Source organism: Shimia sp. (assembly GCF_041624275.1).
Lineage (GTDB): Bacteria > Pseudomonadota > Alphaproteobacteria > Rhodobacterales > Rhodobacteraceae > Shimia.
The window spans coordinates 1-26,110 of record NZ_JBFJVE010000001.1 but is presented as its reverse complement, the minus strand read 5'-3'; the positions used below and the strand labels follow the sequence as shown (position 1 = coordinate 26,110).

General features: G+C 65.0%; 27 protein-coding genes. 17 read left to right on the top strand and 10 right to left on the bottom strand.

The annotated features are described in order from the left end of the window. The first annotated feature begins 87 nt into the window (after positions 1 to 87). Both ABZD10_RS00135 and ABZD10_RS00130 read left to right on the top strand, forming a co-directional pair. A complete protein-coding gene (locus ABZD10_RS00135; RefSeq protein WP_372884064.1) occupies positions 88 to 1,317 on the top strand; it encodes a LysR family transcriptional regulator in 1,230 nt (409 codons plus the stop codon). Between the two features lie 181 nt (positions 1,318 to 1,498). Continuing rightward, the gene (locus tag ABZD10_RS00130; RefSeq protein ID WP_372884063.1) at positions 1,499 to 2,443 is read left to right on the top strand and encodes a Gfo/Idh/MocA family oxidoreductase; all 945 of its coding nucleotides are present in this window, start codon (positions 1,499 to 1,501) and stop codon (positions 2,441 to 2,443) included. A gap of 2 nt (positions 2,444 to 2,445) precedes the next feature. On the opposite strand, the gene ABZD10_RS00125 is transcribed toward ABZD10_RS00130, so the two are convergent. Then, positions 2,446 to 3,324: a helix-turn-helix domain-containing protein gene (locus ABZD10_RS00125; protein ID WP_372884062.1), complete on the bottom strand. Its 879-nt coding sequence runs from the start codon at positions 3,322 to 3,324 to the stop codon at positions 2,446 to 2,448. A gap of 59 nt (positions 3,325 to 3,383) precedes the next feature. Between ABZD10_RS00125 and pobA the strand changes: the two genes are divergently transcribed. Beyond that, on the top strand, positions 3,384 to 4,556 hold the full coding sequence (gene pobA / locus ABZD10_RS00120; RefSeq protein ID WP_372884093.1) for a 4-hydroxybenzoate 3-monooxygenase: 1,173 nt from the start codon (positions 3,384 to 3,386) through the stop codon (positions 4,554 to 4,556). Between the two features lie 54 nt (positions 4,557 to 4,610). On the opposite strand, the gene ABZD10_RS00115 is transcribed toward pobA, so the two are convergent. Together ABZD10_RS00115 and ABZD10_RS00110 are read right to left on the bottom strand one after the other, a co-directional pair. Next, positions 4,611 to 5,600 (bottom strand): aldo/keto reductase, encoded by a 990-nt coding sequence (locus ABZD10_RS00115; protein ID WP_372884061.1) that lies wholly within the window; start codon positions 5,598 to 5,600, stop codon positions 4,611 to 4,613. 229 nt (positions 5,601 to 5,829) lie between these two features. Continuing rightward, entirely contained in the window at positions 5,830 to 7,728 is a 1,899-nt protein-coding gene (locus tag ABZD10_RS00110) for an FAD-dependent monooxygenase (protein WP_372884060.1), read from the bottom strand. A gap of 169 nt (positions 7,729 to 7,897) precedes the next feature. Between ABZD10_RS00110 and ABZD10_RS00105 the strand changes: the two genes are divergently transcribed. From ABZD10_RS00105 to ABZD10_RS00055, 11 genes are all read left to right on the top strand, one after another. After that, the gene (locus ABZD10_RS00105) at positions 7,898 to 8,350 is read left to right on the top strand and encodes a MarR family winged helix-turn-helix transcriptional regulator (protein WP_372884059.1); all 453 of its coding nucleotides are present in this window, start codon (positions 7,898 to 7,900) and stop codon (positions 8,348 to 8,350) included. Positions 8,351 to 8,507: 157 nt separating this feature from the next. Next, complete coding sequence (locus ABZD10_RS00100; protein ID WP_372884058.1) at positions 8,508 to 9,545, top strand: TRAP transporter substrate-binding protein; 1,038 nt, start codon at positions 8,508 to 8,510, stop codon at positions 9,543 to 9,545. A gap of 59 nt (positions 9,546 to 9,604) precedes the next feature. Beyond that, entirely contained in the window at positions 9,605 to 10,189 is a 585-nt protein-coding gene (locus tag ABZD10_RS00095; RefSeq protein WP_372884057.1) for a TRAP transporter small permease, read from the top strand. Beyond that, the gene (locus ABZD10_RS00090; protein WP_372884056.1) at positions 10,186 to 11,499 is read left to right on the top strand and encodes a TRAP transporter large permease; all 1,314 of its coding nucleotides are present in this window, start codon (positions 10,186 to 10,188) and stop codon (positions 11,497 to 11,499) included. Before ABZD10_RS00095 ends, ABZD10_RS00090 begins: the two co-directional genes overlap by 4 nt. A gap of 101 nt (positions 11,500 to 11,600) precedes the next feature. Beyond that, a complete protein-coding gene (locus tag ABZD10_RS00085; RefSeq protein ID WP_372884055.1) occupies positions 11,601 to 12,365 on the top strand; it encodes an SDR family NAD(P)-dependent oxidoreductase in 765 nt (254 codons plus the stop codon). 10 nt (positions 12,366 to 12,375) lie between these two features. After that, the gene (locus ABZD10_RS00080; RefSeq protein WP_372884054.1) at positions 12,376 to 13,143 is read left to right on the top strand and encodes a crotonase/enoyl-CoA hydratase family protein; all 768 of its coding nucleotides are present in this window, start codon (positions 12,376 to 12,378) and stop codon (positions 13,141 to 13,143) included. A 4-nt stretch (positions 13,144 to 13,147) separates the two neighbouring features. Then, positions 13,148 to 13,630, top strand: a complete 483-nt coding sequence (locus ABZD10_RS00075) for a MarR family winged helix-turn-helix transcriptional regulator (RefSeq protein WP_372884053.1) — start codon at positions 13,148 to 13,150, stop codon at positions 13,628 to 13,630. Between the two features lie 2 nt (positions 13,631 to 13,632). Continuing rightward, a complete protein-coding gene (locus ABZD10_RS00070) occupies positions 13,633 to 15,450 on the top strand; it encodes a feruloyl-CoA synthase (protein ID WP_372884052.1) in 1,818 nt (605 codons plus the stop codon). A gap of 14 nt (positions 15,451 to 15,464) precedes the next feature. After that, positions 15,465 to 16,340, top strand: a complete 876-nt coding sequence (locus ABZD10_RS00065) for an amidohydrolase family protein (protein WP_372884051.1) — start codon at positions 15,465 to 15,467, stop codon at positions 16,338 to 16,340. Continuing rightward, complete coding sequence (locus tag ABZD10_RS00060) at positions 16,340 to 16,804, top strand: DUF3237 domain-containing protein (protein ID WP_372884050.1); 465 nt, start codon at positions 16,340 to 16,342, stop codon at positions 16,802 to 16,804. The genes ABZD10_RS00065 and ABZD10_RS00060 overlap by 1 nt, the downstream gene beginning before the upstream one ends. A gap of 2 nt (positions 16,805 to 16,806) precedes the next feature. Beyond that, positions 16,807 to 18,336 (top strand): acyl-CoA dehydrogenase family protein, encoded by a 1,530-nt coding sequence (locus tag ABZD10_RS00055; RefSeq protein WP_372884049.1) that lies wholly within the window; start codon positions 16,807 to 16,809, stop codon positions 18,334 to 18,336. Between the two features lie 6 nt (positions 18,337 to 18,342). Here ABZD10_RS00055 and ABZD10_RS00050 read toward each other — a convergent pair whose 3' ends face one another. The 7 genes from ABZD10_RS00050 to ABZD10_RS00020 all read right to left on the bottom strand — a co-directional run bounded on the left by ABZD10_RS00050 (position 18,343) and on the right by ABZD10_RS00020 (position 24,523). Next, positions 18,343 to 19,389 (bottom strand): low specificity L-threonine aldolase, encoded by a 1,047-nt coding sequence (locus ABZD10_RS00050; RefSeq protein WP_372884048.1) that lies wholly within the window; start codon positions 19,387 to 19,389, stop codon positions 18,343 to 18,345. Beyond that, the gene (locus ABZD10_RS00045) at positions 19,389 to 19,862 is read right to left on the bottom strand and encodes a YcgN family cysteine cluster protein (RefSeq protein WP_372884047.1); all 474 of its coding nucleotides are present in this window, start codon (positions 19,860 to 19,862) and stop codon (positions 19,389 to 19,391) included. Before ABZD10_RS00045 ends, ABZD10_RS00050 begins: the two co-directional genes overlap by 1 nt. After that, positions 19,859 to 20,791 carry a bifunctional riboflavin kinase/FAD synthetase gene (locus tag ABZD10_RS00040; RefSeq protein WP_372884046.1) on the bottom strand — a complete coding sequence of 311 codons (933 nt, stop codon included), beginning with the start codon at positions 20,789 to 20,791 and terminating at the stop codon, positions 19,859 to 19,861. Before ABZD10_RS00040 ends, ABZD10_RS00045 begins: the two co-directional genes overlap by 4 nt. Positions 20,792 to 20,875: 84 nt before the next feature. After that, a complete protein-coding gene (locus tag ABZD10_RS00035) occupies positions 20,876 to 21,319 on the bottom strand; it encodes a MaoC family dehydratase (RefSeq protein WP_372884045.1) in 444 nt (147 codons plus the stop codon). A gap of 99 nt (positions 21,320 to 21,418) precedes the next feature. After that, positions 21,419 to 22,297 (bottom strand): TIGR01459 family HAD-type hydrolase, encoded by an 879-nt coding sequence (locus ABZD10_RS00030; protein WP_372884044.1) that lies wholly within the window; start codon positions 22,295 to 22,297, stop codon positions 21,419 to 21,421. Positions 22,298 to 22,448: 151 nt separating this feature from the next. Next, on the bottom strand, positions 22,449 to 23,369 hold the full coding sequence (locus ABZD10_RS00025; RefSeq protein WP_372884043.1) for a manganese-dependent inorganic pyrophosphatase: 921 nt from the start codon (positions 23,367 to 23,369) through the stop codon (positions 22,449 to 22,451). 152 nt (positions 23,370 to 23,521) lie between these two features. Next, the gene (locus ABZD10_RS00020; RefSeq protein WP_372884042.1) at positions 23,522 to 24,523 is read right to left on the bottom strand and encodes a TraB/GumN family protein; all 1,002 of its coding nucleotides are present in this window, start codon (positions 24,521 to 24,523) and stop codon (positions 23,522 to 23,524) included. 145 nt (positions 24,524 to 24,668) lie between these two features. Here ABZD10_RS00020 and ABZD10_RS00015 point away from each other — a divergent pair, with 145 nt between their 5' ends. The 3 genes from ABZD10_RS00015 to ABZD10_RS00005 all read left to right on the top strand — a co-directional run. Next, positions 24,669 to 25,331: a DUF2161 domain-containing phosphodiesterase gene (locus ABZD10_RS00015; protein ID WP_372884041.1), complete on the top strand. Its 663-nt coding sequence runs from the start codon at positions 24,669 to 24,671 to the stop codon at positions 25,329 to 25,331. 194 nt (positions 25,332 to 25,525) lie between these two features. Further along, a complete protein-coding gene (locus tag ABZD10_RS00010) occupies positions 25,526 to 25,813 on the top strand; it encodes a co-chaperone GroES (RefSeq protein ID WP_372884040.1) in 288 nt (95 codons plus the stop codon). A gap of 39 nt (positions 25,814 to 25,852) precedes the next feature. Continuing rightward, positions 25,853 to 26,110: TCP-1/cpn60 chaperonin family protein (locus ABZD10_RS00005; protein ID WP_372884039.1), on the top strand; the 258-nt coding region annotated here is incomplete at its 3' end.

Below are 26,110 nucleotides of genomic sequence, written 5' to 3'. Positions count from 1 at the left end.
GGCAGTGGTGCCAATTTGACCATTTCGAATCCTGACAATCGAAATTTGTTTTTGTTATAACCAAGGAAACAGACAGGGTCGGGACCGATGAAGGAACTGCCACATATCCGCTATCTCTACGTGGTCAGCGAAGTCTACCGCCACCGGCGTATCGGCGCTGCTGCCGAGGCCGCGCATATGTCGCAGCCGGCGGCGACACAGGCGCTGGCAAGGGTCGAAACCATTCTCGGCGCACCGCTGTTCGAACGCCAGCCCAAGGGCATGGTGCCGACCGAGCCCGGGCTGGTCTTCGAGCGCCGGCTTGCGCGGATTCTCGAACACCTGCGCCGTGGTGACGGGCTGGCCCGCAAGAAGATGGCGCGTGGCAGCGATGAACGGCTGCGCAATCCCTTTCACCGCTTCTGTTCGCCGGCCCAGCTGCGCGCCCTGACCGCGATCGCCAAGGCCGGCAGCTTCAATCAGGCCGCCCGTGAACTGGGGGTGAGTCAGCCCGGCCTTCACCGCGCGGTGCGCGAGCTGGCCTCGCTTTCGGGGTTGACCCTGTTCGACCAGACGCGGGGCGGGGTGGTGCTGACACCGGCCGCCGAGGCCTTTGTCTATCATGTCCGACTTGCCGCCAGCGAGTTTCAGCAGGCGGTCTATGAAATCAATGAATTCCTCGGGCAGGACACCACCTGCATCAATGTCGGCTCGCTGCCGCTGTCGCGCAGCTCGATCCTGCCCGAGGCCATCGACCGCCTGATGGGCGAGGTCGGGCCGGGGGTGCAGGTGAACTGTGTCGACGCGCGCTATCACACGCTGATCCATGATCTGCGCTTTGGCGACATCGACTTCCTGATCGGCGCGCTGCGCTTCCCCAAGCCGGCCAGCGACGTCGAACAGGAAGAGCTGTTCATGGACGATCTCGCGGTGGTGGCCTCGCCCGACCATCCGCTGGCCGCAAAGCCCGGTCTCACCTTCGAGGACACGCTGGCCTATCCGTGGGTGGCGCCGCCGCAAAGCGCCCCCACCGGCACCTATCTGTTCGAAACCCTGCGGCAGCTCGATCTGCCGGGGTCGCCGGTGCGGATCGTGTCAAGCTCGCTGGTTCTTTTGCGCGGGCTATTGGCGCGGGGGAATTATGTCTCGATCGCCTCCAAGCGCCAGATCGAGACCGAAGAGGCGCTGGGGCAGGTCATGCAGCTGCCGATCGAGCTGCCAAGCTCCGGCCGGGCGATCGGGTTGACCTTCCGTTCCGGATGGGTGCCGACCCCGATTCAGCAGAGGTTTCTTGAAATCATCCGCGAGGCGGCTTCGGGCGGGGGCGTGAGTGAATGAAGGGAATAACAATTTCAAATGACGGGTGCCGCATTTCAATGCCCCGACCTGCCCGGGCGCTGATATGGTCGCGGCAACGGTAGACGAGGCTTGCCGCCGATTTTCCGCGCGCGAGGCCGTGTCGGAGCAGGGTGACGCGCCGCTGGGCGGGCGGGCCGGAAGCGAAAAGGGAACCGAGATCATGAGACTCTGCGTAGCCGGCGCCTATGGCGCCTTCGGCCTGAAACATCTTGATGCGCTGGCACGGATCGACGAGGTCGAGGTGACCTCGGTCATGGGGCCGACCAAGGCCAAGATCGAGGCGCTGGCGGCAGAGCGGGGCATCGGCCACGCGGGCACCACGCTTGAGGAATGCATCGCGCGGGATGACGTCGATGCGGTGATCCTGTCGACGCCGACTCAGATGCATGCCCAGCAGGCCATCGACTGCATGGACGCGGGCAAACATGTCCTGATCGAGATTCCGATGGCCGACAGTCTCGAGGACAGCCAGCGCGTCGTCGCCAAGCAGCGCGAGACCGGGCTGACCTGCATGGCCGGGCAGGTGCGCCGCTTCAACCCCTCGCATCAATGGATCAAGAACCGCATCGACGCCGGCGAGCTGAAGATCCAGCAGATGGATGTTCAGACCTATTTCTTCCGCCGCAGCAACACCAATGCCAAGGGCGAGCCGCGCAGCTGGACCGATCACCTGCTGTGGCACCACGCCTGCCACACCGTCGACCTGTTCCAGTACCAGACCGGCGGCAAGGCGGTCGCCGCCTTTGGCCTCGAGGGTCCGGCGCACCCCGAACTGGGTATTGCCATGGACATGGCGATCGGTCTGAAAGCGGAAGATGGCGCGATCTGCACCCTGTCGCTGTCGTTCAACAACGACGGTCCCTTGGGCACCTATTTCCGTTACATCTGCGACAACGGCACCTATATCGCCCGCTACGACGACCTCTATGACGGCAACGAGAACAAGATCGACCTGAGCGGCGTCGCCGTCTCGGACAACGGCATCGAGCTTATCGACCGCGAATTCGTCGCCGCGATCCGCGAAGGGCGGGCGCCCAACGGCTGTGTCACCGACGTGATCCAGGCCATGGAGACGCTGGACCGGATCGAAAGGTCATTCGGCTGATCTCAGCCCTCCAGACTGTGACGGAAGGCGCGCGGCGAAAGACCGGTCGCGCGTTTGAAAACGCGGCTGAAATAGGCCGGATCGACATAGCCAAGCTGATAGGCGATCTCGGAAACCGATAGGTTCGTAAAAGCCAAGTTTCGTCTGGCTTCGCGAATCATGTGCTGTTCGATCGCAGCCAGCGCCGAGCGCCCGGTTGCCCGGCGCATGACCCGGCTGAGATGGGTCGGGGTCACGCCCAGACGTTCGGCATATTGCGCCACGCCCAGATGATCGGCGGCGTGTTTCTCCAGCAGGGTTTCAAAGCGGTGCAGCAGGTTGCCCCGGCTTTGCCCGCCGGCCGGTGCCTGTTCCGCGATTCGCCGCGCCACCAGCCCGATCAACACCCCGGAATGGGCCCGCAGGATGTGGGCGCGTGCGAAAGAGCGATTGCCATGCTCGGCGAATATGGCCCGGACGGAACCTTTTATCTCGTTGTCGTAATTGAATAACTTCGGCATCTTCAGATAGGGGTGCAGGCCCTCTCCGTCCAGAAGACCCTGCACCAGAAGCTCGGCCGCGAGGGTAACGACCCAGCCCGTGGTCTCGGGGGCGAAGGCAAAGCCATGGACCACGCCCACCGGCACATTGATCAGCATCCCGGCCTCCAGGCGGTGCCGCCTGTCCTCCAGAATTGCCTCTCCGCCGCCACTTTCCAACAGCAGGAACTGGTGCAGCCGGGCGTGTCTGTGGGGGCGGAATTCCCAGTTGTTGGCCTGCGAGCGCACCTCGATCGTTTCGCAGTGCACCACGTCGGGAAAATCGCGGAACTCTCCGTAGAGGTTGAAGTTCTTGATGGTGTCCATGTTCGAAATGTACCAGAAAAGTTCGGATACATCCATTCATTCCGAGGCCGGAAAGGCGCAGGATGTCGGCAGAATGGAGGAGATGCACCATGAACATGAAAACCCAGGTTGGAATCATCGGCGGTGGCCCCTCGGGGCTGATGCTGAGCCAGCTCCTGCACCTCAAGGGGATCGACAACGTCGTGCTTGAGAAACACAGCCGCGAATACGTGCTGGGCCGCATCCGGGCCGGCGTGCTGGAGCACGGCTTTGCCGAGCTGATGCGCGAGGCGCAATGCGGCGACCGGATGGATGCCGAGGGCGAGATCCACGAAGGCTTCTACATCGCCGAGGGCGGCGAGAAGCGCCGCGTCGATCTGGCCGGCCATACCGGCGGCAATTCGGTGGTGGTCTACGGCCAGACGGAACTGACCCGCGACCTCTATGAGGCGCGCGAGAAGATGAACGGCCAGGTCATCCACAATGTCGAGGACGTGAAGCTGCACGGCCTGAAGTCCGACGCCCCTCACATCAGTTACCGCAGCGGCGACGACATCATCCGCATTGATTGCGATTACGTCATCGGCGCCGACGGCTTCCACGGTGTCAGCCGCAAGTCGATCCCCTCCGACGTGCTGGTCGAATATGAAAAGGTCTATCCTTTCGGCTGGCTCGGCGTGTTGAGCCGCACCAAGCCGGTGTCGCCCGAGCTGATCTATGCCAAGAGCGACCGGGGCTTCGCCCTGTGCTCTTTGCGCAGCCAGGTGCTGAGCCGCTATTACATCCAGGTGCCGCTGACCGATACTGTCGAGGACTGGTCGGACGAGGCCTTCTGGGAGGAACTCAAGGCCCGTCTGCCCGAGGATGTCGCGGCCGAACTCGAAACCGGCCCGTCGATCGAGAAAAGCATCGCCCCGCTGCGCAGCTTCGTCGCCGAGCCGATGCGCTATGGCAATCTGTTCCTTGCCGGGGACGCCGCCCATATCGTGCCGCCGACCGGGGCACGGGGGCTGAATTCGGCCGCCAGCGACATCTACTACCTTTATCACGCGCTGGTGGCCCACTATCAGGATGGCGACGACAGCGGGCTCGACGGCTATAGCGAAAAGGCGCTGGCGCGGATCTGGAAGGCGCAGCGTTTCAGCTGGTGGATGACCACCCTGCTGCACCGTTTCCCGGACAGCATCGCCTATGATCAGAAGCTGCAACAGACCGATATGGACTATCTGTTCTCGTCCGAGGCGGCGCTGACCTCGCTGGCCGAAAACTATGTCGGCCTGCCGTTCTGAGGTCGCATCTGATGTAAGGGTGTGCGGAAAGGGGCCTCGCGGCCCCTTTTCACCCTAGCAGTAGCATTCCGGGCCGGCCCATTGCGCTACCGAGTATCGGTCGCCATGGGCCCAGCCGACCGGCAGCACCGCGTCGATCCGCGCCAGGGTCTCGGCGCTCAGCTCAAGATCGGCACCGGCGGCCAGTTCGCGCAGATGCGCGATGCTGCGGGTGCCGGGGATCGCGTGGACATGATCGCCGCGCTGCAACACCCAGGCGATGGCCAGCGAGGCGGCCGCCACCCCGAGATCTGCCGCCAGTTCCCGGAACCGGGCGTTGTATTCGAGGTTGGCGCCGAGATTGGGTTCGATAAAGCGCGGGTTGACCTTCAGAAAGGGCAGGTCGGCAACGCTTTCGGCCGAATGCGGGCGGTCGGTCAGCAGCGCCCGCCCGACCGGCGAAAAGGCCACCAGCGCCGCGCCCAGCTCGGCGCAGGTCTGGATCAACCCCAGCTCGGGGGCGCGGGTCGACAGCGAATACTCGGACTGCACCGCCGCCACCGGGTGCACCGCATGGGCGCGGCGCAGCGAGGACGGGGCGATTTCCGACCATCCGACCGCCTTGACCTTGCCCTCTTTGACGAAGCTGGCCATCGTCTCGGCGACCTCTTCGATCTCGAACCGCTGGTCGCGGCGGTGCACGTAGTAGAGGTCGATCGCCTCGACCCCGAGCCGGGTCAGGCTGGCGTCGAGTGCGCCGCGCATATGGGACGGATCGTTGTTGAAACGCTGGTCCGGGTCGGCGGTGATGCCGACTTTGGTCGCGATGGCAAAGGGCGGCTCGCCGCCGCGTTGCCTCAGCCACGCGCCGATCACGGTTTCCGAACGCCCCATGCCATAGACATTCGAGGTGTCGATATGCGTGATCCCCAGTTCGGTGCATTCATCGAGGATCGCCATCGATCCTTCGTCGGTGGCCGGTCCGTAGAAATTGGTGAATGACATGGCGCCGTAGCCGAGGGCACTGACGGTGGGGCCGTTGCGGCCAAGTTTGCGCGTTTTCAAGGGGCCTGTCCTGTTGCGTTGCGTTTGCGGCACCGACAGTGGGCGATCCTCCGGTCGGCATCAAGGCAGGATCATCGCTTCATGCGGCTTTCAAATCGGCCGATCGCAAAGAAAATCGCCGCCGGGCGCAGGGGGGAGGGCGCAGGGGAGGCAGAGCGCAGGGGGGCAGAGGGGAGGCAGAAAGGGCGGGCGGGGCGCCGCTCGGGTGCCCCGCTGCCTGCCCCGGGGCTCAGGCGAAGATGCCGTCGAAGAAACGCCCAAGGGTATCGACGTGGTCAAGCGGCAGCACATGGGCGGTGTACTGGTCGGGGCGGACGACCACCATGCAGCCTTGGCCGCGGTCGATCCCGCGCATGTCATAGACATCGCCGGCGCCCTTGTGATCGACGCAGAAGATCTTTTCGTGATCCTGCAGGCCCAGCCTGCCCTTGGTCGGCCTGAGAAGCGGTGGCATGGTTTCAAGGGCCAGCTGGTCGAAGGTTTGCGGGAACACGGCGCGCAGGTCGATCAGCGCGTCGATATCCTCGGTCTGGCGGGTGTATTTCACCACCGGCGAGGCCGGGTCCGTCTCCAGCCACAGGGCCAGCCGGTGCAGCGCATCATGCTCCCTGCCGGCAAAGGCATAGATCCGCCAGCGCCCGTCGGCCTGCGCCGCATGGCCAAGCTGCATCTGCTTGGCATCGGCAACCCGCACGACGGGGGCCGAGTGGAACCGGCGTCCGACCGGCAGGCCCGTGGCCAGGCCCTGGTGGGTTGCCGGCCCGATCAGGTCGGATTCGGCGTAATGCACCGCCAGCCCCCCGGTGAACTCGAGATTGTCCTTGAAGGCGCGGATGAATCGCGGTTCGGTGCCGTCGTCCAGGGCGCTGGTGCCCGGCGGCGCCGACATGATGCGGGCCCATTCGTGATCGGTCTCGACCAGCCGCTTGGCCTCGGCCCAGCGTTCCGCCGAATAGCTGTGCAACAGGCGGGCATCGGCGCGCCCCTGCAACACATGGGCCAGTTTCCAGCCAAGGTTGAAGCTGTCCTGCATCGAGACGTTCATGCCCTGACCGGCCTTGGGGCTGTGGGTGTGGCAGGCGTCGCCGGCGGTAAAGACGCGGGGGGTGCGGCTCGGGCTCTCGCCCTCGGGCACGTCGTCGAACCGGTCGGTCATGCGGTGGCCGATCTCGTAGATCGACCACCAGACCACCTCTTTCACGTCGATGGTATAGGGGTGCATGATGCGGTTGGCCGCCGCGATCATGTCGTCCTGTCCGAAACCGCGTTCGGCCACCCGTTCGCCGGCGCGCAGCTTGTCCAGTTCGACATACATGCGGAACAGATAGCCGCCCTCGCGCGGCAGTATCAGTACGTTGCCTTCGCGGGCCGAGGTGATCAGGCATTTCTGCCGCACATCCGGGAAATCGGTATTGGCCAATATGTCCATCACCCCCCAGGCCTGATGCGCCGCGTCGCCATGCAGCTCGCCGCCGATCGCCCGGCGGACGTTCGACCGGGCGCCGTCGCAGCCGACGACGTAATTGGCCCGAACGGTCCGGATCGCGCCCCAGTCGACGCCGGTATCCTCCAGCGTCACCGTGACCGGGTGGTCGTCGGTGGTCGGATCGATGCTCACATCCTTGACCGACCAGTTGTAATCCGGCGCCAGCCGCGACGGCGCGTTTCGCATCACGTCGAGAAACAGCTGGTGCAGCCGCGCCTGGTTGATCAGGATATGCGGCATTTCCGAACTGTCGTCCGCCACGTCCTGCACCCGGCCGACGCGGGTGATGTTGCCGGGCGCATCACGGTCCGGCATCCAGAAGGCGGTCTGGTTGACCCAATAGCTTTCACGCTTGACCTTGTCGGCGAAACCGAAGGCTTGAAACATCTCCATGGTGCGGGTGTTGATGCCGTCGGCCTTGCCCTTGTTGATGTTGCAGGGGCTGGCTTCGACGATCATCGTGTCGATGTCGGGAAACTGCGCCAGTTGGGCGGCCAGGCAAAGCCCGGCCGGCCCGGTGCCCGCAATCAGCACATCCACTTTTTCGGGCAGCGGCGCATGCGGGTCCCGGTCGCGCCGGTTGGCTGCCGCGGTGCTGATGTCGGGGTCTCCTGCGCGAAAACCATCCAGATAAAATTGCATGTCGTTCCTCCGGTCCTGCGGCACGGGCGTGCCGGCTTCCGCGAAAACTAATATCTATACTTACTATAATCCGTCAAGAATTTAATATGTGTACTTACATATATTGAACCCTGACAGGATTTTATGCTTTAACGATCAAAGGGGCGCGGGCATGTCGAAGGGGGCAGCAATGGCAGTGACACGGATGGCAGGGCACTTGATTCGGCGCCTGCATCAGGCATCGACCCAGGTGTTCGCGACTCATATGCAGCAGCAGGGGCTGGATCTGACGCCGGTGCAATTCGCGGCGCTGGATGCCATCCGCGCCACGCCGGGGGCGGATCAGGCCGGAATTGCGGCCCGGATCGCCTATGATCGGGCGACAATCGGCGGGGTCATCGACAGGCTGGAGAAGAAAGGCCTCGTGATGCGCACCGTCAGCGCAAGGGACAAGCGCGCCCGCGAGGTGAGCCTCAGCGGCGAGGGGCAGCTGTTGATGTCACGGCTGTATCCCGTCGTGGAGGCCCTGCAGGCAGACATTCTGCATGGGCTGAGCGAGGCGGAAAAACAGCAGTTCCTGGCCCTGGCAAGCAAGGCCCTGCGCGGTTTCGATCGCGAGCCGCAGACCGACAGGCCGGGCTGACGACCCGGTTACTGACCGGTCGGAAAACGGCATCCTAACAAAATCAAATAGACAAGAACGAAAACGAACTGTGGACTCCGACCGCGCCTGTTTAACAGTAGCAGGCACGGATTTGCGTCGCTGACATCGGCGGCATCAATCATTTTGGGAGGAAAAGATGGCGAAGACCCGTAGAAACATGTTGAAGACCGCTGTTGCCGCGATGGCGCTTGGTGCAATGTCCACTGGGGCCTTCGCGGCCGAGGTCACGTTGCGGCTGCACCAGTTCCTGCCGGCGCAGGCAAATGTGCCCAAGAACATTCTCGATGTCTGGGCCGACAAGATCGAGGCCGAGTCCGGTGGCCGCATCGAGATCCAGCGCTTCCCGGCCATGCAGCTTGGCGGCAAGCCGCCGCAGCTGATCGATCAGGCCATCGACGGCGTGGCGGATATCGTCTGGACCGTCGCCGGTTACACCCCCGGCCGCTTCCCGCGTGCCGAGGTCTTTGAACTGCCCTTCACCATGACCAATGGCGAGGCGGTGTCGCGCGCCTATTGGCAACTGGCCGAAGAAACCATGATGGACGCCGATTTCAAGCAGTTCAAGGTGCTTGGCCTCTGGGTCCACGGGCCCGGCCTGATCCACTCCAAGAAGCCGATCCAGAGCGTCAGCGATCTGAACGGTGTCAAGCTGCGCGCCCCGACCCGGGTCACCAACGGCATGTTCAAATCGCTTGGCGCAACCGCTGTCGGCATGCCGATTCCAGCAGTGCCCGAAGCCCTCTCCAAGGGCGTGATCGATGCCACCGTCATTCCCTGGGAAGTGACCGGGGCGCTGAAAGTCAACGAGTTGGTCAGCAACCACACCACCTTCGGCGATGATGCGCTTTACACCACCACCTTCATCTTCGCGATGAACCAGCAACGCTGGGATGCGCTGCCTGAGGATCTGAAAGCCGTCATCGATGCCAATTCCGGGGCCGAGTTCTCGGCCTTCGCCGGGCGGCAGATGCAGGCCGACGACGCCCCCTCGCACAAGCAGGCGATGGAGCGCGGCAACAACATCATCACCCTGAACCCCGAGCAGGTCGCCGAATGGAAGGCCGCCGCGCAGCCGACCTCGGAGAACTGGGTCGCGGAAATGGATGACAAGGGTATGGACGGCACCGGCCTGCGTGCCCGCGCACTCGAGCTGATCGCCAAGTATTCGCATTGAACCGACCGCTCCCCCGGGCCCGAAACCGGCTCGGGGGCGCATCCAACCCGGAGGAAACCATGACGAAACTGGTCGAACGCGCGGCGCGCCTCATGGCCATAACCGGCGGGATCGTGTTGACGCTGCTGGTGGTCCTGACCTGTATCAGCGTCCTTGGGCGTGGTCTCAACGCGCTGGGGCATTCGGATCTGCTGACCTCCCTGTCCGGCGCGGTGGCCGACGGGCTGATCGCCACCGGCGTCGGGCCGGTGAACGGTGATTTCGAACTGGTCGAAGCCGGTGTCGCCTTCGCGATCTTCTCGTTCCTGCCGATCTGCCAGTTCTACGGCAGCCATGCCACTGTGGATGTGTTCACCAACGGGCTGGCGCCACGGGTCAACCGGGCCATCGTGATGTTCTGGGAGCTGGTCCTGACGGCGATCGTGCTGTTGATCACCTGGCGGCTGTTCCACGGTGTTCAGGCCAAGATGGCCTATGGCGACACCACCTTCCTGTTGCAGTTTCCGGTCTGGTGGGCCTATGGGCTGAGTTTCCTCGCCGCCGTCGTGGCCTCGCTGGTCGCGCTTTACTGCGCCTTTGCGCGCATCGTCGAATTTGCCACCGGGCGCTATGTGCTGCCCTATGGTGGGGAGGCAGTCCATTGAGCATGCTCGAACTGGGCTACGCGTCCTTCCCGATCCTTCTGGTCATGATCTTCCTGCGCGCGCCGATCGGCCTTGCGATGTTCCTCTGCGGTATCGGCGGGCTCTATTTCGCCATGGGCAGCACCAACATGTTCATGGCCAAGCTCAAGACCGAGACCTATTCGACCTTTTCCAGCTATTCGCTGACCATCATCCCGATGTTCCTGCTGATGGGGCAGTTCGCGACCCTGTCCGGCATGTCCTCGGCGCTGTTCAAGGCCGCCGAAAGCTGGCTCGGCCACCGCAAGGGCGGTGTCGCGATGTCGGCGGTCGGGGCCTGTGCCGGGTTCGGCGCGATCTGCGGCTCCTCGCTGGCCACGGCCGCCACGATGAGCCGCGTTGCCCTTCCCGAGCTGCGCCGCTACGGCTATTCGGGGGGGTTCTCGACCGCGACCCTGGCCGCCGGCGGCACGCTCGGCATCCTGATCCCGCCCTCGGTGATCCTGGTGATCTATGCCATCCTGACCGAGCAGAATATCGCCAAGCTGTTCCTTGCCGCATTCGTGCCCGGGCTGCTGGCGGCGCTGGGTTATATCATCACCATCTCGCTTTACGTGCGCCGTTACCCGGATTCCGCCGGTACCCGCGCGCCGACCCCCTATAACGAACGCCTGCGGGCGCTGATTGATGTCTGGCCGGTGCTGCTGGTCTTCGGCCTTGTCGTCGGCGGTATCTACCTCGGCTGGTTCACCCCGACCGAGGGGGCTGCCGTGGGCGCCGCCGGCACCGGGCTGATCGCACTGGTCTCGGGCAACCTCAACTGGAAGGTCTTCGTCGAAAGCATCATCGCCACCGCGACCAGCACCGCGATGATCTTTTTCATCGTGCTCGGCGCCGGCCTCTACAACAGTTTTCTGGCGCTGTCGCAGGTGCCGCAGGAACTGTCGGCCTGGGTTGTCGGGCTGGGTCTCAGCCCGTGGATGGTCTTGTCGCTGATCCTGGTCTTCTACCTGATCTTCGGCTGCCTGATGGACAGTCTCAGCATGATCCTGCTGACGATCCCGATCTTCTTTCCGGTCATCAGCGCGCTTGATTTCGGCATGAGCCCGGAACATGTGGCGATCTGGTTCGGCATCCTGGTGCTGATCGTGGTCGAGGTCGGGCTGATCACGCCACCGGTGGGGATGAACCTGTTCATCATCAATGCCATGGATCGCTCGACCCCGATGGTGCAGACCTACAAGGCGGTGATGTGGTTCGTCACCTCCGACCTCTTGCGGGTCGTCCTTCTGGTGCTGTTCCCGGCGATCACCCTGTTCCTGATCCCGTAAACCCGACCCCAAGACCAAGCGCCGGAACATGCGCAAAGTCTTGTCTGGAAAATAGATATGAGACATAACAATGATTGAAGATACCAATAAGGAGCCCAGCCATGCAGATTGACGGAAACCCGGTTCTGGTCACCGGCGGCGGCAGCGGACTTGGCGCCGCCACCGCGCGCCATTTCGCGGGCCTTGGCGCCAGCGTCGCCATCCTCGACTACAATCTCGAGGGCGCCAGGGCGCTGGCCGACGAGATCGGCGGCATGGCCATTCAGGCCGATGTCAGCGACCAAGCGGCGGTCGGTGCAGCCTTTGACGCGGCGACGGCGCATTTCGGATCGGCGCCGCGCATCGCCGTCAACTGTGCCGGCATCGGCATGGCGGCGCGTATCGTCGGGCGCGAGGGCAAGCTGTCCTTCGACGTGTTCGAAAAGACCCTGCGGGTGAACCTGTTCGGCACCTACAACGTGATGAGCCACGCCGCCAAGCGCATGGCCGAGCTGACCCCGCTTGAAGACTCAGAGCGCGGCGTCATCATCAACACCGCCTCGGTGGCCTTCGAGGACGGGCAGCTGGGGCAGGCCGCCTATGCCGCCTCGAAAGGGGCGATCGCCTCGATGTGCCTGCCGGCGGCGCGCGAACTGGCCCGTAGCGGCATCCGGGTGATGGCGATCGCGCCGGGCCTGTTTCATACGCCGATGATGGAGGGTCTGCCGGAGGAGGTCGCGGCCGAGATCACGGCGAATATTCCCTTCCCGGCGCGGCTGGGGCAGGCGCGGGAATTCGCGCTTCTTGCCGAGCAGATCGCCACCAACCGGTTCCTGAACGGGACCACGATCCGGCTGGACGGCGCCGTCCGCCTGCCGCCGCGCTAAGGAGAGAACGATGAGCGACAGCATCCTGAAGATCGAGACCGACGGCCCGATCGCCACCCTGACCATGAACCGCCCCGGCAAGCGCAACGCCATGTGCGAAGCCCTGCTCGAGGCGCTTCAGGGCTTCTATTTCAACCCGCCCGAAGGGGTGCGCGTGGTCATTCTGACCGGCGTCGAGGGCCATTTCTGCTCGGGGCTCGACCTGTCCGAACATGTGCACCGCTCGGCCGAGGACAATCTCTACCACTCGCGCCACTGGCATGTGGTGATGGAAAAGATCCAGTTCGGCGGTCTGATCACCCTGTCGGCGATGTTCGGGGCCGTCATCGGTGGCGGGCTCGAACTGGCGGCGTCGACCCATGTGCGCATCGCCGAGCCTTCGACCATCTTCCAGCTGCCCGAAGGGCGGCGCGGCATCTTCGTCGGCGGCGGCGCCACCGCCCGCGTCGGCCGTCTTCTGGGGCCGGACCGCATGACCGAGATGATGCTCACCGGGCGCAGGTACGACGCACAGGACGGGCTGTCCCTGGGGCTGGCGCATTACGCCGTCGCCGAGGGCGAAGCCATGGCGCTGGCGCGGACCCTTGCCGGCAAGATCGCCCGCAATGCGCCGCTGTCCAACTATCTGATGGTCCAGTCCATCGCCCGCATCAACGACATGTCGCAGAGTGACGGTCTGTTCACCGAGTCGCTTGCGGCGGCCCTGTCCCAGACCTCGCCGGATGCCGAGGAAGGGCTGCGTGCCTTTCTCGAAAAACGCGCGCCCGTGTTCCGGTGACGCGATGAAAAAGACACATTCCCCCGCGCCGCAACATGTCGAGGTGGCATCGGTCAGCGATGCTACCATGCGCCGCTTTGTCGGCTACCGGATGAAACGCGCCTTCAACGTCGTGCAGGAAGATCTGGCACGGGTTCTGAAACCTTTCGAACTGCGGATGCTGACCTATACCGCGCTGGTTCTCATCGTCGACAATCCCGGCATGCGCCAGTCGCAGCTGGCCGATGCCATGGACATCGAACGCCCCAATCTCGTCGTGCTGATCGACGAGCTGGAGCGGCGCGAACTCATCGTGCGCGACCGCGTTCCGACCGACCGGCGTGCCTATGCTCTCAAGGCGACGCTGGCCGGCCTGCGGCTCTATGACCGCGCCGTCGCGGCGGTTGCCGCGCATGAGGCACGGCTGCTTGACGGGATCGACCAAGACAGCATCGCGACCGTGCTCGCGGCCCTGAAAACCATCGAAAACGCAAGGCAGGGGGATTGACCATGAAACGCACATCCGAATTCCGCGCCCATTCCGTGTCGCGCGAAGACCGCGCCGACGGCAGCATCCTGTTGCGTTCGAACTACGATCTGGGGCCGGTGGTCGACAAGACCGGAGTCTGGCTGCACGACTGGGCCGAGAAAGCCCCGGATCGCGTCTTTCTGGCCGAGCGCAGCGGCGCCGGCTGGCGCGAGGAAAGCTATGCCGGCGCGCTGCAGAAGGTCCGCGCCCTTGCCAGCGCGCTGCTGGCGCGCGGCATGGGCCCCGAGACACCGATCCTCATCATGTCGGGCAATGGCGTCGATCACGGGCTCCTGTCCCTGGCGGCGCAATATGTCGGCATCCCGACCGCCCCGGTGGCCGAGCAATACGCGCTGATCCATGGCGCCCACGGTCGCCTGCAACATGCGATCGAACTGGTGCGCCCGACGATGGCCTATGTGGTCGATGCCGACCAGTATCGCGAGGCGCTGGCGCTCGACGCCTTGAACGGGATCGAGATCGTCGCCTCGCGTCCCGGCGCCAACCCTGGTGTGACCGCGTTTGACGACCTCTTGAAGGGCGACGCGGGGGTCGATCTGGCCCTGGCCCATGACCGGGTCGGCCCCGACACCGTGGCCAAGATCCTGATGACCAGCGGTTCGACCTCGGCCCCCAAGGGGGTGCTCACCACGCAGCGCATGATGTGCGTCAACCAGACCATGCTGGCCGACGCGATGCCCTTTTTGCGCGCCCGTCCGCCGCGCGTGGTGGACTGGCTGCCCTGGAACCACGTGTTCGGAGGCTCGCATAATTTCAACATGATGCTGGCCAATGGCGGCAGCTATTATGTCGATGACGGCAAGCCGGTCAAAGGCCTGTTCGAGCGGTCGCTGGAAAACCTGTCGCTGGTCACCGGCACGCTAAGTTTCAACGTGCCGGTGGGCTATGCCATGCTGCTCGGCGCCCTGCGGCAGGATTCCGGTCTGCGGCAGCGGTTCTTCGAACACCTCGACCTGATGTTCTATGCCGGCGCGTCGCTGCCCCAGGACATCTGGGCCGGCTTCGAGGAGATGGCGCTGGAAATCAAGGGGGAAATCCCGCTGATGACCTCGTCCTGGGGGCTGACCGAGACCGCCCCGGCGACGATGATGCAAAGCGAGCCGATCGACCGTTCGGGCGTGGTCGGGGTGCCTCTGAACGGGGTGACGATGAAGCTGATCCCCGATGACGAGATGCGCTGCGAGATGCGCGTCAAGGGGCCGAATGTCACCAAGGGCTATTTCCGGGATCCGCAAAAGACGGCCGAGGCCTTCGACGAGGAAGGCTTTTTCATCACCGGCGACGCGATGCGCTTTGTCGATGCGGCAGATGTGAACCGGGGCATGGCCTTCGACGGGCGCATTTCCGAAGACTTCAAGCTCTTGACCGGAACCTGGGTGCGGGCGGCGCAGCTGCGCATGGAGATGCTGGCCTGCCTCGCTCCTCTGGCCGCCGACCTTGTCGTCACCGGCGCCGACCGGGACCAGATCGGCGTCTTGATCTTCCCGGATGTCGCCGAGTTGCAGCGCGAAGGCTTCGACCTTGCCGAGGACGGTGGCGCCTATCGCTGCCGATTGATGCAGGGAGAGATCCACCGCCGCCTGGCCGAACGCGCCCGCGAGATCGCCGGCAGTTCCACCCGGGTGTCGCGGGCCATCGTGCTCAGTGAGCCCGCCTCGATGCCCGAGGGCGAGATGACCGCCAAGGGCAATCTCAATTTCCGCCGGGTGCTGACGCGCCGCAAAACCCTTCTGGAGCGGCTCTATGACCAAGCCGATCCGGCCACCATCCAGATTTGAGGAAGAACTGAAACATGGTTGATATTTCCAAGGTCCGCGCCATCGACATCCACACCCACGCCGAAGAACCCTGCGGCTGCCATTCGGATGACGGTTATGACGATCTGCAATCGACGATGGCGACCTATTTCGGCGCCCCCTGGCAGCATCCGCCGACCATCGAGCAGACTGCCGCTCATTACCGCGAGAAGAACATCGCCGCCGTGATCTTTCCCGTCGATGCCGAGCGCGAGACCGGCTATCGCCGCTATTCCAACGACGAGGTGATCGAACTGGTCAACAAGAACGACGACGTGTTGATCCCCTTTGCCTCGATCGATCCGTGGAAGGGCAAGATGGCGGTGCGCGAAGCCCGCCGCCTGATCGAGGACCACGGCATCAAGGGCTTCAAGTTCCACCCCACCATGCAGGGGTTCTATGCCAATGACCGCATGGCCTATCCCTTTTACGAGGTGCTGGCAGAGCATGGCTGTATCGCCCTGTTCCACACCGGCCAGACCGGGGTCGGATCGGGCATGCGCGGCGGCAACGGCATGCGGCTGAAATACTCCAACCCGATGTATATGGATGACGTGGCGGTGGATTTCCCCGACATGAAGATCATTCTCGCGCATCCCTCCTTTCCCTGGCAGGAAGAGGCGCTGGCCGTGGCCCAGCACAAGCCCAATGTCTATATCGACCTCTCGGGCTGGTCGCCGAAATACTTCCCGCCGATCCTTGTCCAGTATTGCAACACGATCCTGAAGAAGAAGGTTCTGTTCGGCTCGGACTGGCCGATGATCTCGCCCGATCGCTGGCTTGACGCCTTCGACAAGATCGCGATCAAGGATCACCTGCGCGAAGACATCATCAAGAACAACGCCGCCCGTCTGCTGGGGCTGATGGACTGATGCGGGCTCCGGTTCCGGGGCTGGCGCTGTCCTTCAGCCTGCGGGTCGATCTGGCGGCGCCGATCGAGATCGGCCGGGGCCGGGCCGGCGGGCGCCGCATCATCCCGATCATCGGCGGCGCGGCGCTGGGCCCCGACATTCGCGGCGAGGTGCTGAACCTCGGCGCCGACTGGCAGACCGTTTTCGACGACGGCGCCGCCCATCTCGACACGCGCTATGCGCTGAAGACCGGTGACGGCGCGGTGATCGAGATCGTCAATATCGGCACCCGGCACGGCCCGCCCGAACTAATGGACCGCCTCGCCGCCTGCGAAGAGGTCGACCCGGCGACCTATTACATGCGCACCGCCGCGCGTCTCGAAACCGGGGATGCGCGCTACCGCTGGGTCAATCACATGCTGTTCCTCTGTGCCGGCCTGCGCCGCGCCTCGGCCGTCGAAATCGACTATTACAAGGTGACCTGACCATGAAACCGTTCGAAGCCCCGCTCGCCGACATCCTGTTTTCTCTTGAACATGTCGCCGGCGCGACCGGCCTGCCTGACTGGGACGCCGAATTCGCAGCCGAGATCGGCGGCCATTTCGCCGCCTTCGCCGAGGGTGAGATCGCCCCGCTGGACGAAACCGGCGACTTGCAGGGCTGTTCCCTGAAGGGCGGGCGCGTCGCCATGCCCGACGGGTTTGCCGAGGTCTACCGCGCCTATGCCGAACAGGGCTGGCCGTCTCTGACCGTGCCCGAGGCCTATGGCGGTCAGGGGCTCGGGGCGCTGATGCTGGCCATCACCTCCGAGATCTTCTCGGGCGCCAACCACAGCCTGCAGATGGTCACCGGCCTCGTGCCCGGCGCGGTGCGCACCCTGCTGCGCTTTGGCACCGAGGCGCAGAAGTCGCGCCACATCCCGCCGCTGGCCTCGGGCGCAACGCTGGCCACCATGTGCCTGACCGAACCCGGCGCGGGTTCCGACCTGTCGCGCGTGCGCTGCAAGGCCACCCCCCGCAGCGACGGCTGGGCGATCAGCGGCGAAAAGATCTTCATCTCGGGCGGCGATCAGGACATGAGCGAAAGCATCCTGCATCTGGTGCTGGCGCGCACCTCGGACGAGGGGGTCAAGGGGCTGTCGCTGTTCCTCTGCCCCTGCACCCGCGCCGATGGCAGCCGCAACGCGGTCACCGTGACCCGGATCGAAGAGAAGATGGGCCTGCATGCCTCGCCGACCTGCCAGCTTGCCTTCGACGCCGCCGAGGCCGAGCTGATCGGGGCCGAGGGGCAGGGGCTGGCGGCGATGTTCACGATGATGAACCACGCCCGGGCCGACGTCGCGCTTCAGGGGGTGGCCCATGCCGCCCGCGCGCATGACATCGCCAGCAGCTATGCCGCCGAGCGGGTACAGGGCAGGGGGGGCGACGGCCGGCCGGTCGCGCTCGAGGCGCATGCCGACGTGCGGCGCATGCTCGATGAAATCGACTGGCTCGCGGTCAGCGGCCGCGCCCTTGTTCATCTTGCATTCGTCGCCATGGAGGCGGGCGACGATCCCGATCTGGTCGCGTTCCTGACCCCGGTCGCCAAGGTCTATTGCACCGAGGCCGGCATGCGTGCTGCCGAACTGGCGATGCAGGTGCTCGGCGGCTATGGCTACCTGCGCGAATACCGGGTCGAACAGACCTATCGCGACGCCCGGATCACCGCGATCTACGAAGGCGCCAACGGCATCCATGCCCGCGCGCTGTCCACGCGTCTCGCGCCGGGGGCACCCGGCGATGCTTTCGATGGCTTCGTGGTGGCCGAGCAGAGCCGCTGGCAAAGTCCCGAGATCGACGCCGCCCTCGGCCGTTGGCGCCTATTGCGGCGGCAGCTTGCCGATCGCGACCCGTCACAGCAGGCCCACCCCTTCATGCAGGCGACCATCGACACGGTGCTGGCCTGCCTGCGGGCACGCCTGCGCGCCGCCGCCGATGCCCACCGGTCACCCGAGCGCATCAGGCGGCTTTGCGCCTGAGCCGGCTCAGCCGCGCACGAGGTCGATGAAACGGTCGATCTCCTGCGTGGCGATCGACCAGTCGCAGACCAGCCGCGCCCCCAGCATCTCTTCGGGGTCGTCGCCCTCCAGATTGCCGGACCAGACGTAGTAAAGCGCCCCGGCCGCGTGCAGCCGGAGATGGGCGGCGCGGGGAAAGGCGCAGAAGATCATGTTGGCCTGCGGGTCGTGCTGAAAGGTGACGCCGTCGATGGCGCGCAGCCCCTCGGCCAGCCGGGCGCAGTTGCGGTTGGCCCGGGCGGCATTCTCGCGCCACAGGTCATCGGCAAGATAGGCCTGCATCTGCGCCGAAAGATAGCGGTGCTTGGAAAACAGATGCGCGCCGCGCTTGCGCCGCAGTTCGAACTCGCGTGCCTTGGCAGGGTCGAACAGGATCACCGCCTCGACCCCGACACAGCCGTTCTTGGTGCCGCCGAAGCTGACCACGTCGACGCCCGCCTTCCAGGTCATCTCGGCCGGTGAACAGCCGAGGGTCTCGAGCGCATTGGCAAAGCGCGCCCCGTCCAGATGCACCGGCAGGCCGTAACCATGCGCCACCTCGCATAAGCCGGCGATCTCCTCGCGCCCATAGACGGTGCCGCGCTCGGTGACCTGCGTGATCGACACCGGCCCGCGCTGGGGGCCGTGCACGCCCCGGGTTTCCTCGGCCTCGATGGCCCGGCGCAGCGCCGCGGCGCTCATCCTGTCGCCATCGCCGACCAGCGTCAGCTTGGCGCCGCCGGTGAAGAACTCGGGCGCGTTGCACTCGTCCTCGTGGATATGGGCCACCGGCGAACAGAACACCGTCTCGAAGGGCTGGCACAGCGTCGCCAGCGCCAGCGAATTGGCCGCCGTGCCGGTGGCGACCAGATAGACCGCCGCCTCGGGGGCTTCGAAGATCTCGCGGATCGCGGCGCGCACCTCGTCCATGATCGGGTCGGCGCCATAGGGCATGGCATAGCCGTCATTGGCCCGCGTCATCGCGTCGAGAATGGCCGGATGCGCCGGGCCGGAATTGTCGGAGGCAAAGAACATTACAGGGGCTCCTCGATGATGTGGTCTTCCCACTCGTCCTCGGGGGTTTCGAACTCTGACACCGTGCGGTGCCGCACCGAGACCCCGGCCTCGTGCACCGATTGCGCATCGCCCGAGATCAGCGGGTGCCAGTCGAACAGGGGCTTGCCCTCCCAGAGCAGCCGGTAGGCACAGGTGCGGGGCATCCAATAGGCGTGGCTGTCGATGTTCGAGGGCTTCAGCACGATGCATTCGGGCACGAACTGGTGGCGGATGTCGTATTGCGTGCAGCGGCAGCTGTCATCGTCCAGCAGCCGGCAGGCGACGCAGGTCAGCGCCACCTCGCCGGTATCGGCGTCCTCGAGCTTGTTGAGACAGCATTTGCCGCAGCCGTCGCACAGCGCCTCCCATTCGCGTTCGGAAAGCTTGCTCAGCGGTTTCCTTTCCCAGAAGCGCCGGGCCAGCCCGCTGCGGTCGATCGGGTCGCGTTTCATAGGGCGCTCAGGATGTCGCGGCATTGCGCGCAGTCGGCGTCGATCTGGGCGATCAGGGCCTCGAGACTGTCGAACTTCCATTCCGGGCGCAGGAACTCGATCAGCGCGATCGACAGTTCGGCGCCATAAAGATCGCCCGAGAAATCGAAGAGGAAGGTTTCGATATTGGCCTTGTTGATGCCGAACATCGGGCGCACGCCGACCGAGGCCGCGCCCTGATAGCTGCCACGGTGCGGCCCGTCGAGCACGTCGACCAGCACCGCGTAGACGCCGAATTTCGGCGGGTGCAGCCCGTCGATCGACATGTTGGCGGTGGGAAAGCCCAGCTCGCGGCCGCGCTGATCGCCGCCGATCACCGGCCCGTCGATTCGGTGCCAGTGGCCCAGCATCTCCTTGGCGTCCCGCGGTCGCCCGTCGCTCAGCGCCTTGCGGATCGCGGTCGACGAGACCTGCTCGCCGCTGCCCCTGAGCAGCGGGGCGATGGTGACGCCAAAGCCCATCTCGGCGCCAAAGCGCCGCAGGTCCTCGGCATTGCCGGCGCGCCCCTTGCCGAAACAGAAGTCGGCGCCGACCACCACATGGGTCAGCCCCAGCCCCCGGGCCAGCACGTCGCGGGCGAACTCCTCGGGGCTGAGCGCCGACAGGGTGGCGTTGAAGGGCAGCTCGTACAGCCGCTCGACCCCCAGCTTGTCGAGCCGGTGGGCCCGGGTGTCGGCATTGGTCAGCCGGAAGGGGGCGGCATCGGGAGCAAAGAATTCCCGCGGGTGGGGCTCGAAGGTCACGACGCCCAGAGGCGCGTCGCCGCCGGCCTCGCGGGCGATGTCGATCACCGACTGGTGGCCCAGGTGCACGCCGTCGAAATTGCCGATCGCGGCGCTGGCGCCCCGATCCTTTGCATCCACGTATTGGTAGTCTCGAATAATCCGCATGAAAGCCGGGGTAGCTATTTGCGGGGGGGCTTGCAAGGGGGCGGCGGCCTCGTGGCCCCGAAACCGCCCGTCACCGGCGCCGGTTCAGTCGAACTTGCGCGACGGGGCCAGCACCATGGCCTCGCCGATCAGCACCTTCTTGCCGTCCACCGCGCAATGGCAGTCAAGCTTCACCCGCCGCTTGGCATGGTCGATATCCACCACCTTGACCTCGGCATAGACCATGTCGCCGGGGCGCACCGGGGCAAGGAACTTGAGAGTCTGGCCCATGTAGACGGTGCCATGGCCCGGCAGCTGCTCGCCGATCACCGCCGAGATCAGCCCGGCGGTCAGCATGCCATGGGCGATGCGGCCCTCGAAGATGGTGTCATTGGCATAATCGTCGTCCAGATGCACCGGGTTGCGGTCGGTCGAGACCTGGGCGAACATCTCGATATCCTCATCGGTCACCACCTTGCGCAGATGGCGGGACATGCCCATTTCGATGTCTTCGATGCAGATGGTTCCGCGCGGCAGATTGTCCAACATTCCACCCTCCTGGTCTGTTGAGTGAGTAATATTGCGACCCCCCTGACAGCCGCTCCGCAACTTTATTACTTTGCAGGCGCAGAAAATCAACCCCTAATCTTAAGGTCGCAACTGTCCGATGGTGTAGGTCGGCGCGGATTTTTCGCCCGCGAGATAGGCCTCCAGCGCCGCAGGGTCCGGGTCGCGCGTGGTTGCGGTCTCCTGCGCGGCAAGGCCGCCCGAGATGAACAGGGAATCGAGATCCTCGCCCATGGCGCCGGCAATATCGGTCTGCGCCCCGTCGCCGATCGCCAGGATGGCGCTGTCGGGAATGTCGACCCCCAGCGCCGCCAGCCGGCGCCGTGCCAGATCATAGATCGGCGGGTGCGGCTTGCCGAAATAGAGGCTTTCACCGCCCATTTCCGTGTACAGCCGCGCCAGGGCCCCGGCGCACCATTCGCGGGTCTCGCCCCGGTCGACGACGATGTCGGGGTTGGCGCAGAGCAGTTTCAGCCCCTTGGTCTTGGCATAGAGGAAACCGGCGCGGTTGACCGCCGGGTCGGCCATCGGGTCGAAGGGGCCGCAGCAGACGATGCCCTCGGCCTCGGCCAGCGGCACGCGGGTGATCGGGGTCGGGGTCTCGATCACCTCAAGCGGCTGGAAGAACCCTTCGTCGCGGGCCCATTCGCCCATGAAATAGACCTTGGAGCCGACGGCGCCGGTGAACATCGCGGCGCGGGCAGAATCGCCCGAGGTGGCGATGGTGTCATAGGCCTCGGCCGGGACACCGAACTGGGCGAGCTGGGTGGCGACGCCGGCGCGGGGCTTGGGCGAATTGGTCACCAGCACCACGATGCCGCCCCTGCGGCGGTAGTCGGTCAGCGCCGCGACCGCCTCGGGAAAGGCGCTGACGCCGTTGTGGACACAGCCCCAGAGGTCCACGAACAGGGCCTGATAGCGGTCAGAGATTTCGGCGAGAGATGAGATGATCCGGGTCATTGCGGGGCTCCTGTCGCGTTGCGGCAGGGCCTGTATCGCAAAGCAGGCGCGCCATGACCAGTGCCAACCATCGGCGGCAACGCAAAGCGGGCCGGAGTCCCGTGAACTCCGGCCCGCGTTCTGTCAGTGTCCGAAAGCCGGATCCCGGCGATCACACCTTGAGGTTGGGGATGATCTGCTTCTTGCGGCTCATGATGCCGGGCAGCACCACCGCATCGCCCTCGACCGTGGCGCCAAAGCTCTTTTCGGCGACACCCTTGACCACGTCGTTGGGCACCAGCAGCGTGGCTTCTTCCTTCAGGATGTCGACCACGAAGAGCAGCACCTGGTCGACGCCGTCCTCGGCCTGCACCGTGGCATAGGTCTCCATCAGCGAGGCCTTGCGGCCAAGCGGGATCTCGGGCGCGGTGGTTTCCAGAACCGAGACCCGGAACTGGACGCCGTCGACTTCGTATTTCTTCGAATCCATGCGGATCAGGTCCGCATCGGAAAAGGCCGAAACGTCGGATTTGGCGGCGAACATCTCGGCGGCATATTCGGTGACGTCGACGCCGAGGTCGGCGGCCAGGGCGGCAACCACCTCGCGGTCGCGGTCGGTGGTGGTCGGCGAGCGGAACTCCAGCGTGTCCGACAGGATGCAGGTCAGCGCCGCGCCCTTGATGGCCTCGGGCATCTTGGCAACATCGTCGCCCATCAGGTCGTACATGATGGTCGCGGTGCAGGCCACGGGACGGATGGTGATGTCGATCGGGCCCTTGGTTTCCAGCCCGCCGACCAGCTTGTGGTGGTCGATGATCTGCTGCACGTCGGCGCCGTTGATATTGGCCGGCAGCTCGGCCGGGTTGTTGGTGTCGACCACGACGCAGGGCTGGCCGTCGGCCACGTCCTCGATGGTGTCGAGCATGTCGAAGCCCCAGCGTTCCAGCATGAAGGCGGCTTCGGTGTTGGGCTGGCCCAGCAGCACGGCCTTGGCATCGACGCCTTTCACTTCATTGAGATACCAGGCCCAGATCAGCGGCGAGCCGGTGGAATCGGTGTCGGGGGATTTATGGCCAAAAACGAGCGTTGTCATCTGAACGGTTCCTTGTCTGGAAGGGGCGATTTGGCGCGCTTATAGGGTCTGCCGCCGGGCTTGTCACGCCCCGCGCCGGCCCCTGCGACGAGGAGTCTGTGGCTCTGTGAAATGTGTTGCTGCATTGCAGCGTCGCGAGGGGCTGCGCGCGGTCAGTCGCGGCGGATTTCGATGCGCTCGACGGTAAAGCCGGCCCGCTGCAACCCGGCCAGAAGACCCTGTTCTCCGGGCAGGTGCAGGGCCCCGACGGCGACCACCGCCGGCGCATGGCGCAGTTCCGCGACCAGAATCTCCAACCACTGGCGGTTGCGGTCGGTCAGCAGGTCCTGCTCCAGCCGTTGCAGTTGCCCCTCCATCCCGGAAACCCCGTTCCTCTGCGCGGTGGTCAGAACGGTGTGGGCGCTGAAATCCCAGGCCAGCTGGGTTTCGCCGGCGAAATACAGCGCGATCAGCGCCGCCGTGTCCTCGGCGTCGATGGTGCCGGCGCCGATCGCCTGTTTCAAATCGTCGATCTGGCTGTCCAGCGGGCTTGCGGAAAAGGTCGCGAGCATCGCCTCGGGGCTGTCCAGCGACCGGGTCTCCAGCCCCAGGTCCAGCGCCCGGCGCTCGATCAGCCGGTCAAGGCCGGGCTGGCCCGATTGCAGCACCCGCAGGGCGCAGGGCGACACCGACATGGTCATGCCGAGGAACCAGGGCTGGTAGCGCGCCGCCATCACCGGCGGAACGCCGCGCGCCTTCAGGTGCGGCAACAGGCCCTGCCAGGCCTCATCGCCCAGGGCCTCGATCAGGCTGGTGCCGGCGGGCATCAGATAGTGCGAAGGGTCCGAGGTGAGATCGCGCATGAACGCGGCCTCGGTCTCGGTGGTCATCTCCAGAAACAGGCGGTCGGCCTTGGGCATCAGCGGCGCAAGCCTGTCCAGCGTCGCCGCGTGGCGCGGATCGGGCAGGTGCAGCGTGCCGACGACGTAGGACCGCACACCGCCCCGTTCGATCTGCCACAGCACGCCCCGGGCAAAGGGCACCTGATGCGCCCTGTCGCGCAGCGCGGCCTGCTGTTCGGGCGCGAGGGCCTCGAACTGCGACGGGCCGGAGCAGGCGGCATGTGCCGTGGCGGGCAGGATCAGGGTCAGAAGAACCAGTAGGATGCGTATCACGGGAAGACGTCCTTTGCCGAATTGCCCGCGATAGTAGATGCGAAGGGTCGGATGACAACCCATCTTGCGCAGTCCGGCGAAACATCCGGCTGTCCGGCGCAAACAGGGGTTTGGCAGCCCTGGCCTGACAGGCTAAGCAGGGATCATGGCCAAGCTGCGCGAAACCGACCTCTACCTGCCGGTAAAGACCTGGCTCGAAGCGCGCGGCTTCGAGGTCAAGGCCGAGGTCGGCGCCGCGGATGTGGTGGCGCGGCGCGGCGCGGACGACCCGGTGATCGTCGAGCTGAAGACCGGGTTTTCGCTGACGCTGCTGCAGCAGGCGGTGGCACGCCAGAAGATCAGCGACTGGGTCTATGTCGCGGTGCCGCGCTGGTCGGGCCGCAGCGGCTGGCGCACATTCAAGGGCAATGTCGGCCTGTGCCGGCGGCTTGGTGTCGGGGTGCTCTCGGTGCGGCTCGAGGATGGCCATGTGCAGGCCCATTGCGACCCGGCCACCTTCCGGCCGCGCAAGTCGCGGCCCCGGCGCGGTGCCTTGCTGAAAGAGTTTGATCGCCGCGACGGCGACCCCAACCTCGGCGGCAGCCGGGGCCGGATCACCACCGCCTACAAGCAGGAAATGAGGCGTTGCGCCGAGTTTCTGGCCCGGAACGGCGCCTCGAAAGGGGCCGTGGTGGCCAAGGGGGCAGGGGTGGCCGAGGCGACGCGGATGATGCGCGAGAACCATCTTGGCTGGTTCGTCAGGGTGGCGACCGGGGTTTACGACCTTGGCCCGCAGGGTCGGTCGGCGCTGGCGGGCGACGGCGGCTGATCCGGCATTGGTGCCCCGGGGCGGCGAGGGGTATCGTGAATCCGCCCTCTGCGAGGTTTTGAATTTTTCCCATTCGGCTGTTGACTCGCGGTTTGGCTCCCCCTAGCTATTCCGCTGTTAGCACTCGCCGACAGGGAGTGCTAACGACTCCGCTGAGGAGTCAGGGAGACAACTTAGTTAGGGAAACCTAGACAATGGCACTTACACCTCTGCACGACCGCGTGCTGGTTCGTCGCGTTGAAAGCGAAGAGAAAACCGCAGGCGGCCTTATCATCCCCGATAGCGCGAAAGAAAAGCCCGCCGAGGGCGAAATCATCGCCGTTGGCGCCGGTCTGCGCGACGACGATGGCGACCGTATCCCGCTGGACGTCAAGGTCGGCGACCGCGTGCTCTTCGGCAAGTGGAACGGTCAGGACGTGACCGTCGACGGCGAAGAGCTGCTGATGATGAAAGAATCCGACATCATGGGCATCCTGTCCTGATCGTCCGACTGAACAAGAATTTCAAAGAGGTAAAGCACAATGGCTGCTAAGGACGTAAAGTTCGCCACCGACGCCCGCAATTCGATGCTGCGCGGTGTAAACATTCTCGCCGACGCCGTGAAAGTGACCCTGGGCCCCAAGGGCCGCAACGTGGTCCTCGACAAGTCGTTCGGCGCCCCCCGTATCACCAAGGACGGTGTGTCGGTCGCCAAGGAAATCGAACTGGAAGACAAGTTCGAGAACATGGGCGCGCAGATGGTCAAGGAAGTGGCATCGCGCACCAATGACGAAGCCGGC

What these genes read in the sequence shown, in the direction of transcription:
- ABZD10_RS00135 (WP_372884064.1), top strand. Translation starts at nt 88, where the DNA reads ATGAAGGAACTGCCACATATCCGCTATCTCTACGTGGTCAGCGAAGTC.
- ABZD10_RS00130 (WP_372884063.1), top strand. Translation starts at nt 1,499, where the DNA reads ATGAGACTCTGCGTAGCCGGCGCCTATGGCGCCTTCGGCCTGAAACAT.
- ABZD10_RS00125 (WP_372884062.1), bottom strand. Translation starts at nt 3,324, where the DNA reads ATGGATGTATCCGAACTTTTCTGGTACATTTCGAACATGGACACCATC.
- pobA (WP_372884093.1), top strand. Translation starts at nt 3,384, where the DNA reads ATGAAAACCCAGGTTGGAATCATCGGCGGTGGCCCCTCGGGGCTGATG.
- ABZD10_RS00110 (WP_372884060.1), bottom strand. Translation starts at nt 7,728, where the DNA reads ATGCAATTTTATCTGGATGGTTTTCGCGCAGGAGACCCCGACATCAGC.
- ABZD10_RS00105 (WP_372884059.1), top strand. Translation starts at nt 7,898, where the DNA reads ATGGCAGTGACACGGATGGCAGGGCACTTGATTCGGCGCCTGCATCAG.
- ABZD10_RS00100 (WP_372884058.1), top strand. Translation starts at nt 8,508, where the DNA reads ATGGCGAAGACCCGTAGAAACATGTTGAAGACCGCTGTTGCCGCGATG.
- ABZD10_RS00095 (WP_372884057.1), top strand. Translation starts at nt 9,605, where the DNA reads ATGACGAAACTGGTCGAACGCGCGGCGCGCCTCATGGCCATAACCGGC.
- ABZD10_RS00085 (WP_372884055.1), top strand. Translation starts at nt 11,601, where the DNA reads ATGCAGATTGACGGAAACCCGGTTCTGGTCACCGGCGGCGGCAGCGGA.
- ABZD10_RS00080 (WP_372884054.1), top strand. Translation starts at nt 12,376, where the DNA reads ATGAGCGACAGCATCCTGAAGATCGAGACCGACGGCCCGATCGCCACC.
- ABZD10_RS00075 (WP_372884053.1), top strand. Translation starts at nt 13,148, where the DNA reads ATGAAAAAGACACATTCCCCCGCGCCGCAACATGTCGAGGTGGCATCG.
- ABZD10_RS00070 (WP_372884052.1), top strand. Translation starts at nt 13,633, where the DNA reads ATGAAACGCACATCCGAATTCCGCGCCCATTCCGTGTCGCGCGAAGAC.
- ABZD10_RS00065 (WP_372884051.1), top strand. Translation starts at nt 15,465, where the DNA reads ATGGTTGATATTTCCAAGGTCCGCGCCATCGACATCCACACCCACGCC.
- ABZD10_RS00060 (WP_372884050.1), top strand. Translation starts at nt 16,340, where the DNA reads ATGCGGGCTCCGGTTCCGGGGCTGGCGCTGTCCTTCAGCCTGCGGGTC.
- ABZD10_RS00055 (WP_372884049.1), top strand. Translation starts at nt 16,807, where the DNA reads ATGAAACCGTTCGAAGCCCCGCTCGCCGACATCCTGTTTTCTCTTGAA.
- ABZD10_RS00050 (WP_372884048.1), bottom strand. Translation starts at nt 19,389, where the DNA reads ATGTTCTTTGCCTCCGACAATTCCGGCCCGGCGCATCCGGCCATTCTC.
- ABZD10_RS00045 (WP_372884047.1), bottom strand. Translation starts at nt 19,862, where the DNA reads ATGAAACGCGACCCGATCGACCGCAGCGGGCTGGCCCGGCGCTTCTGG.
- ABZD10_RS00040 (WP_372884046.1), bottom strand. Translation starts at nt 20,791, where the DNA reads ATGCGGATTATTCGAGACTACCAATACGTGGATGCAAAGGATCGGGGC.
- ABZD10_RS00035 (WP_372884045.1), bottom strand. Translation starts at nt 21,319, where the DNA reads ATGTTGGACAATCTGCCGCGCGGAACCATCTGCATCGAAGACATCGAA.
- ABZD10_RS00030 (WP_372884044.1), bottom strand. Translation starts at nt 22,297, where the DNA reads ATGACCCGGATCATCTCATCTCTCGCCGAAATCTCTGACCGCTATCAG.
- ABZD10_RS00025 (WP_372884043.1), bottom strand. Translation starts at nt 23,369, where the DNA reads ATGACAACGCTCGTTTTTGGCCATAAATCCCCCGACACCGATTCCACC.
- ABZD10_RS00015 (WP_372884041.1), top strand. Translation starts at nt 24,669, where the DNA reads ATGGCCAAGCTGCGCGAAACCGACCTCTACCTGCCGGTAAAGACCTGG.
- ABZD10_RS00010 (WP_372884040.1), top strand. Translation starts at nt 25,526, where the DNA reads ATGGCACTTACACCTCTGCACGACCGCGTGCTGGTTCGTCGCGTTGAA.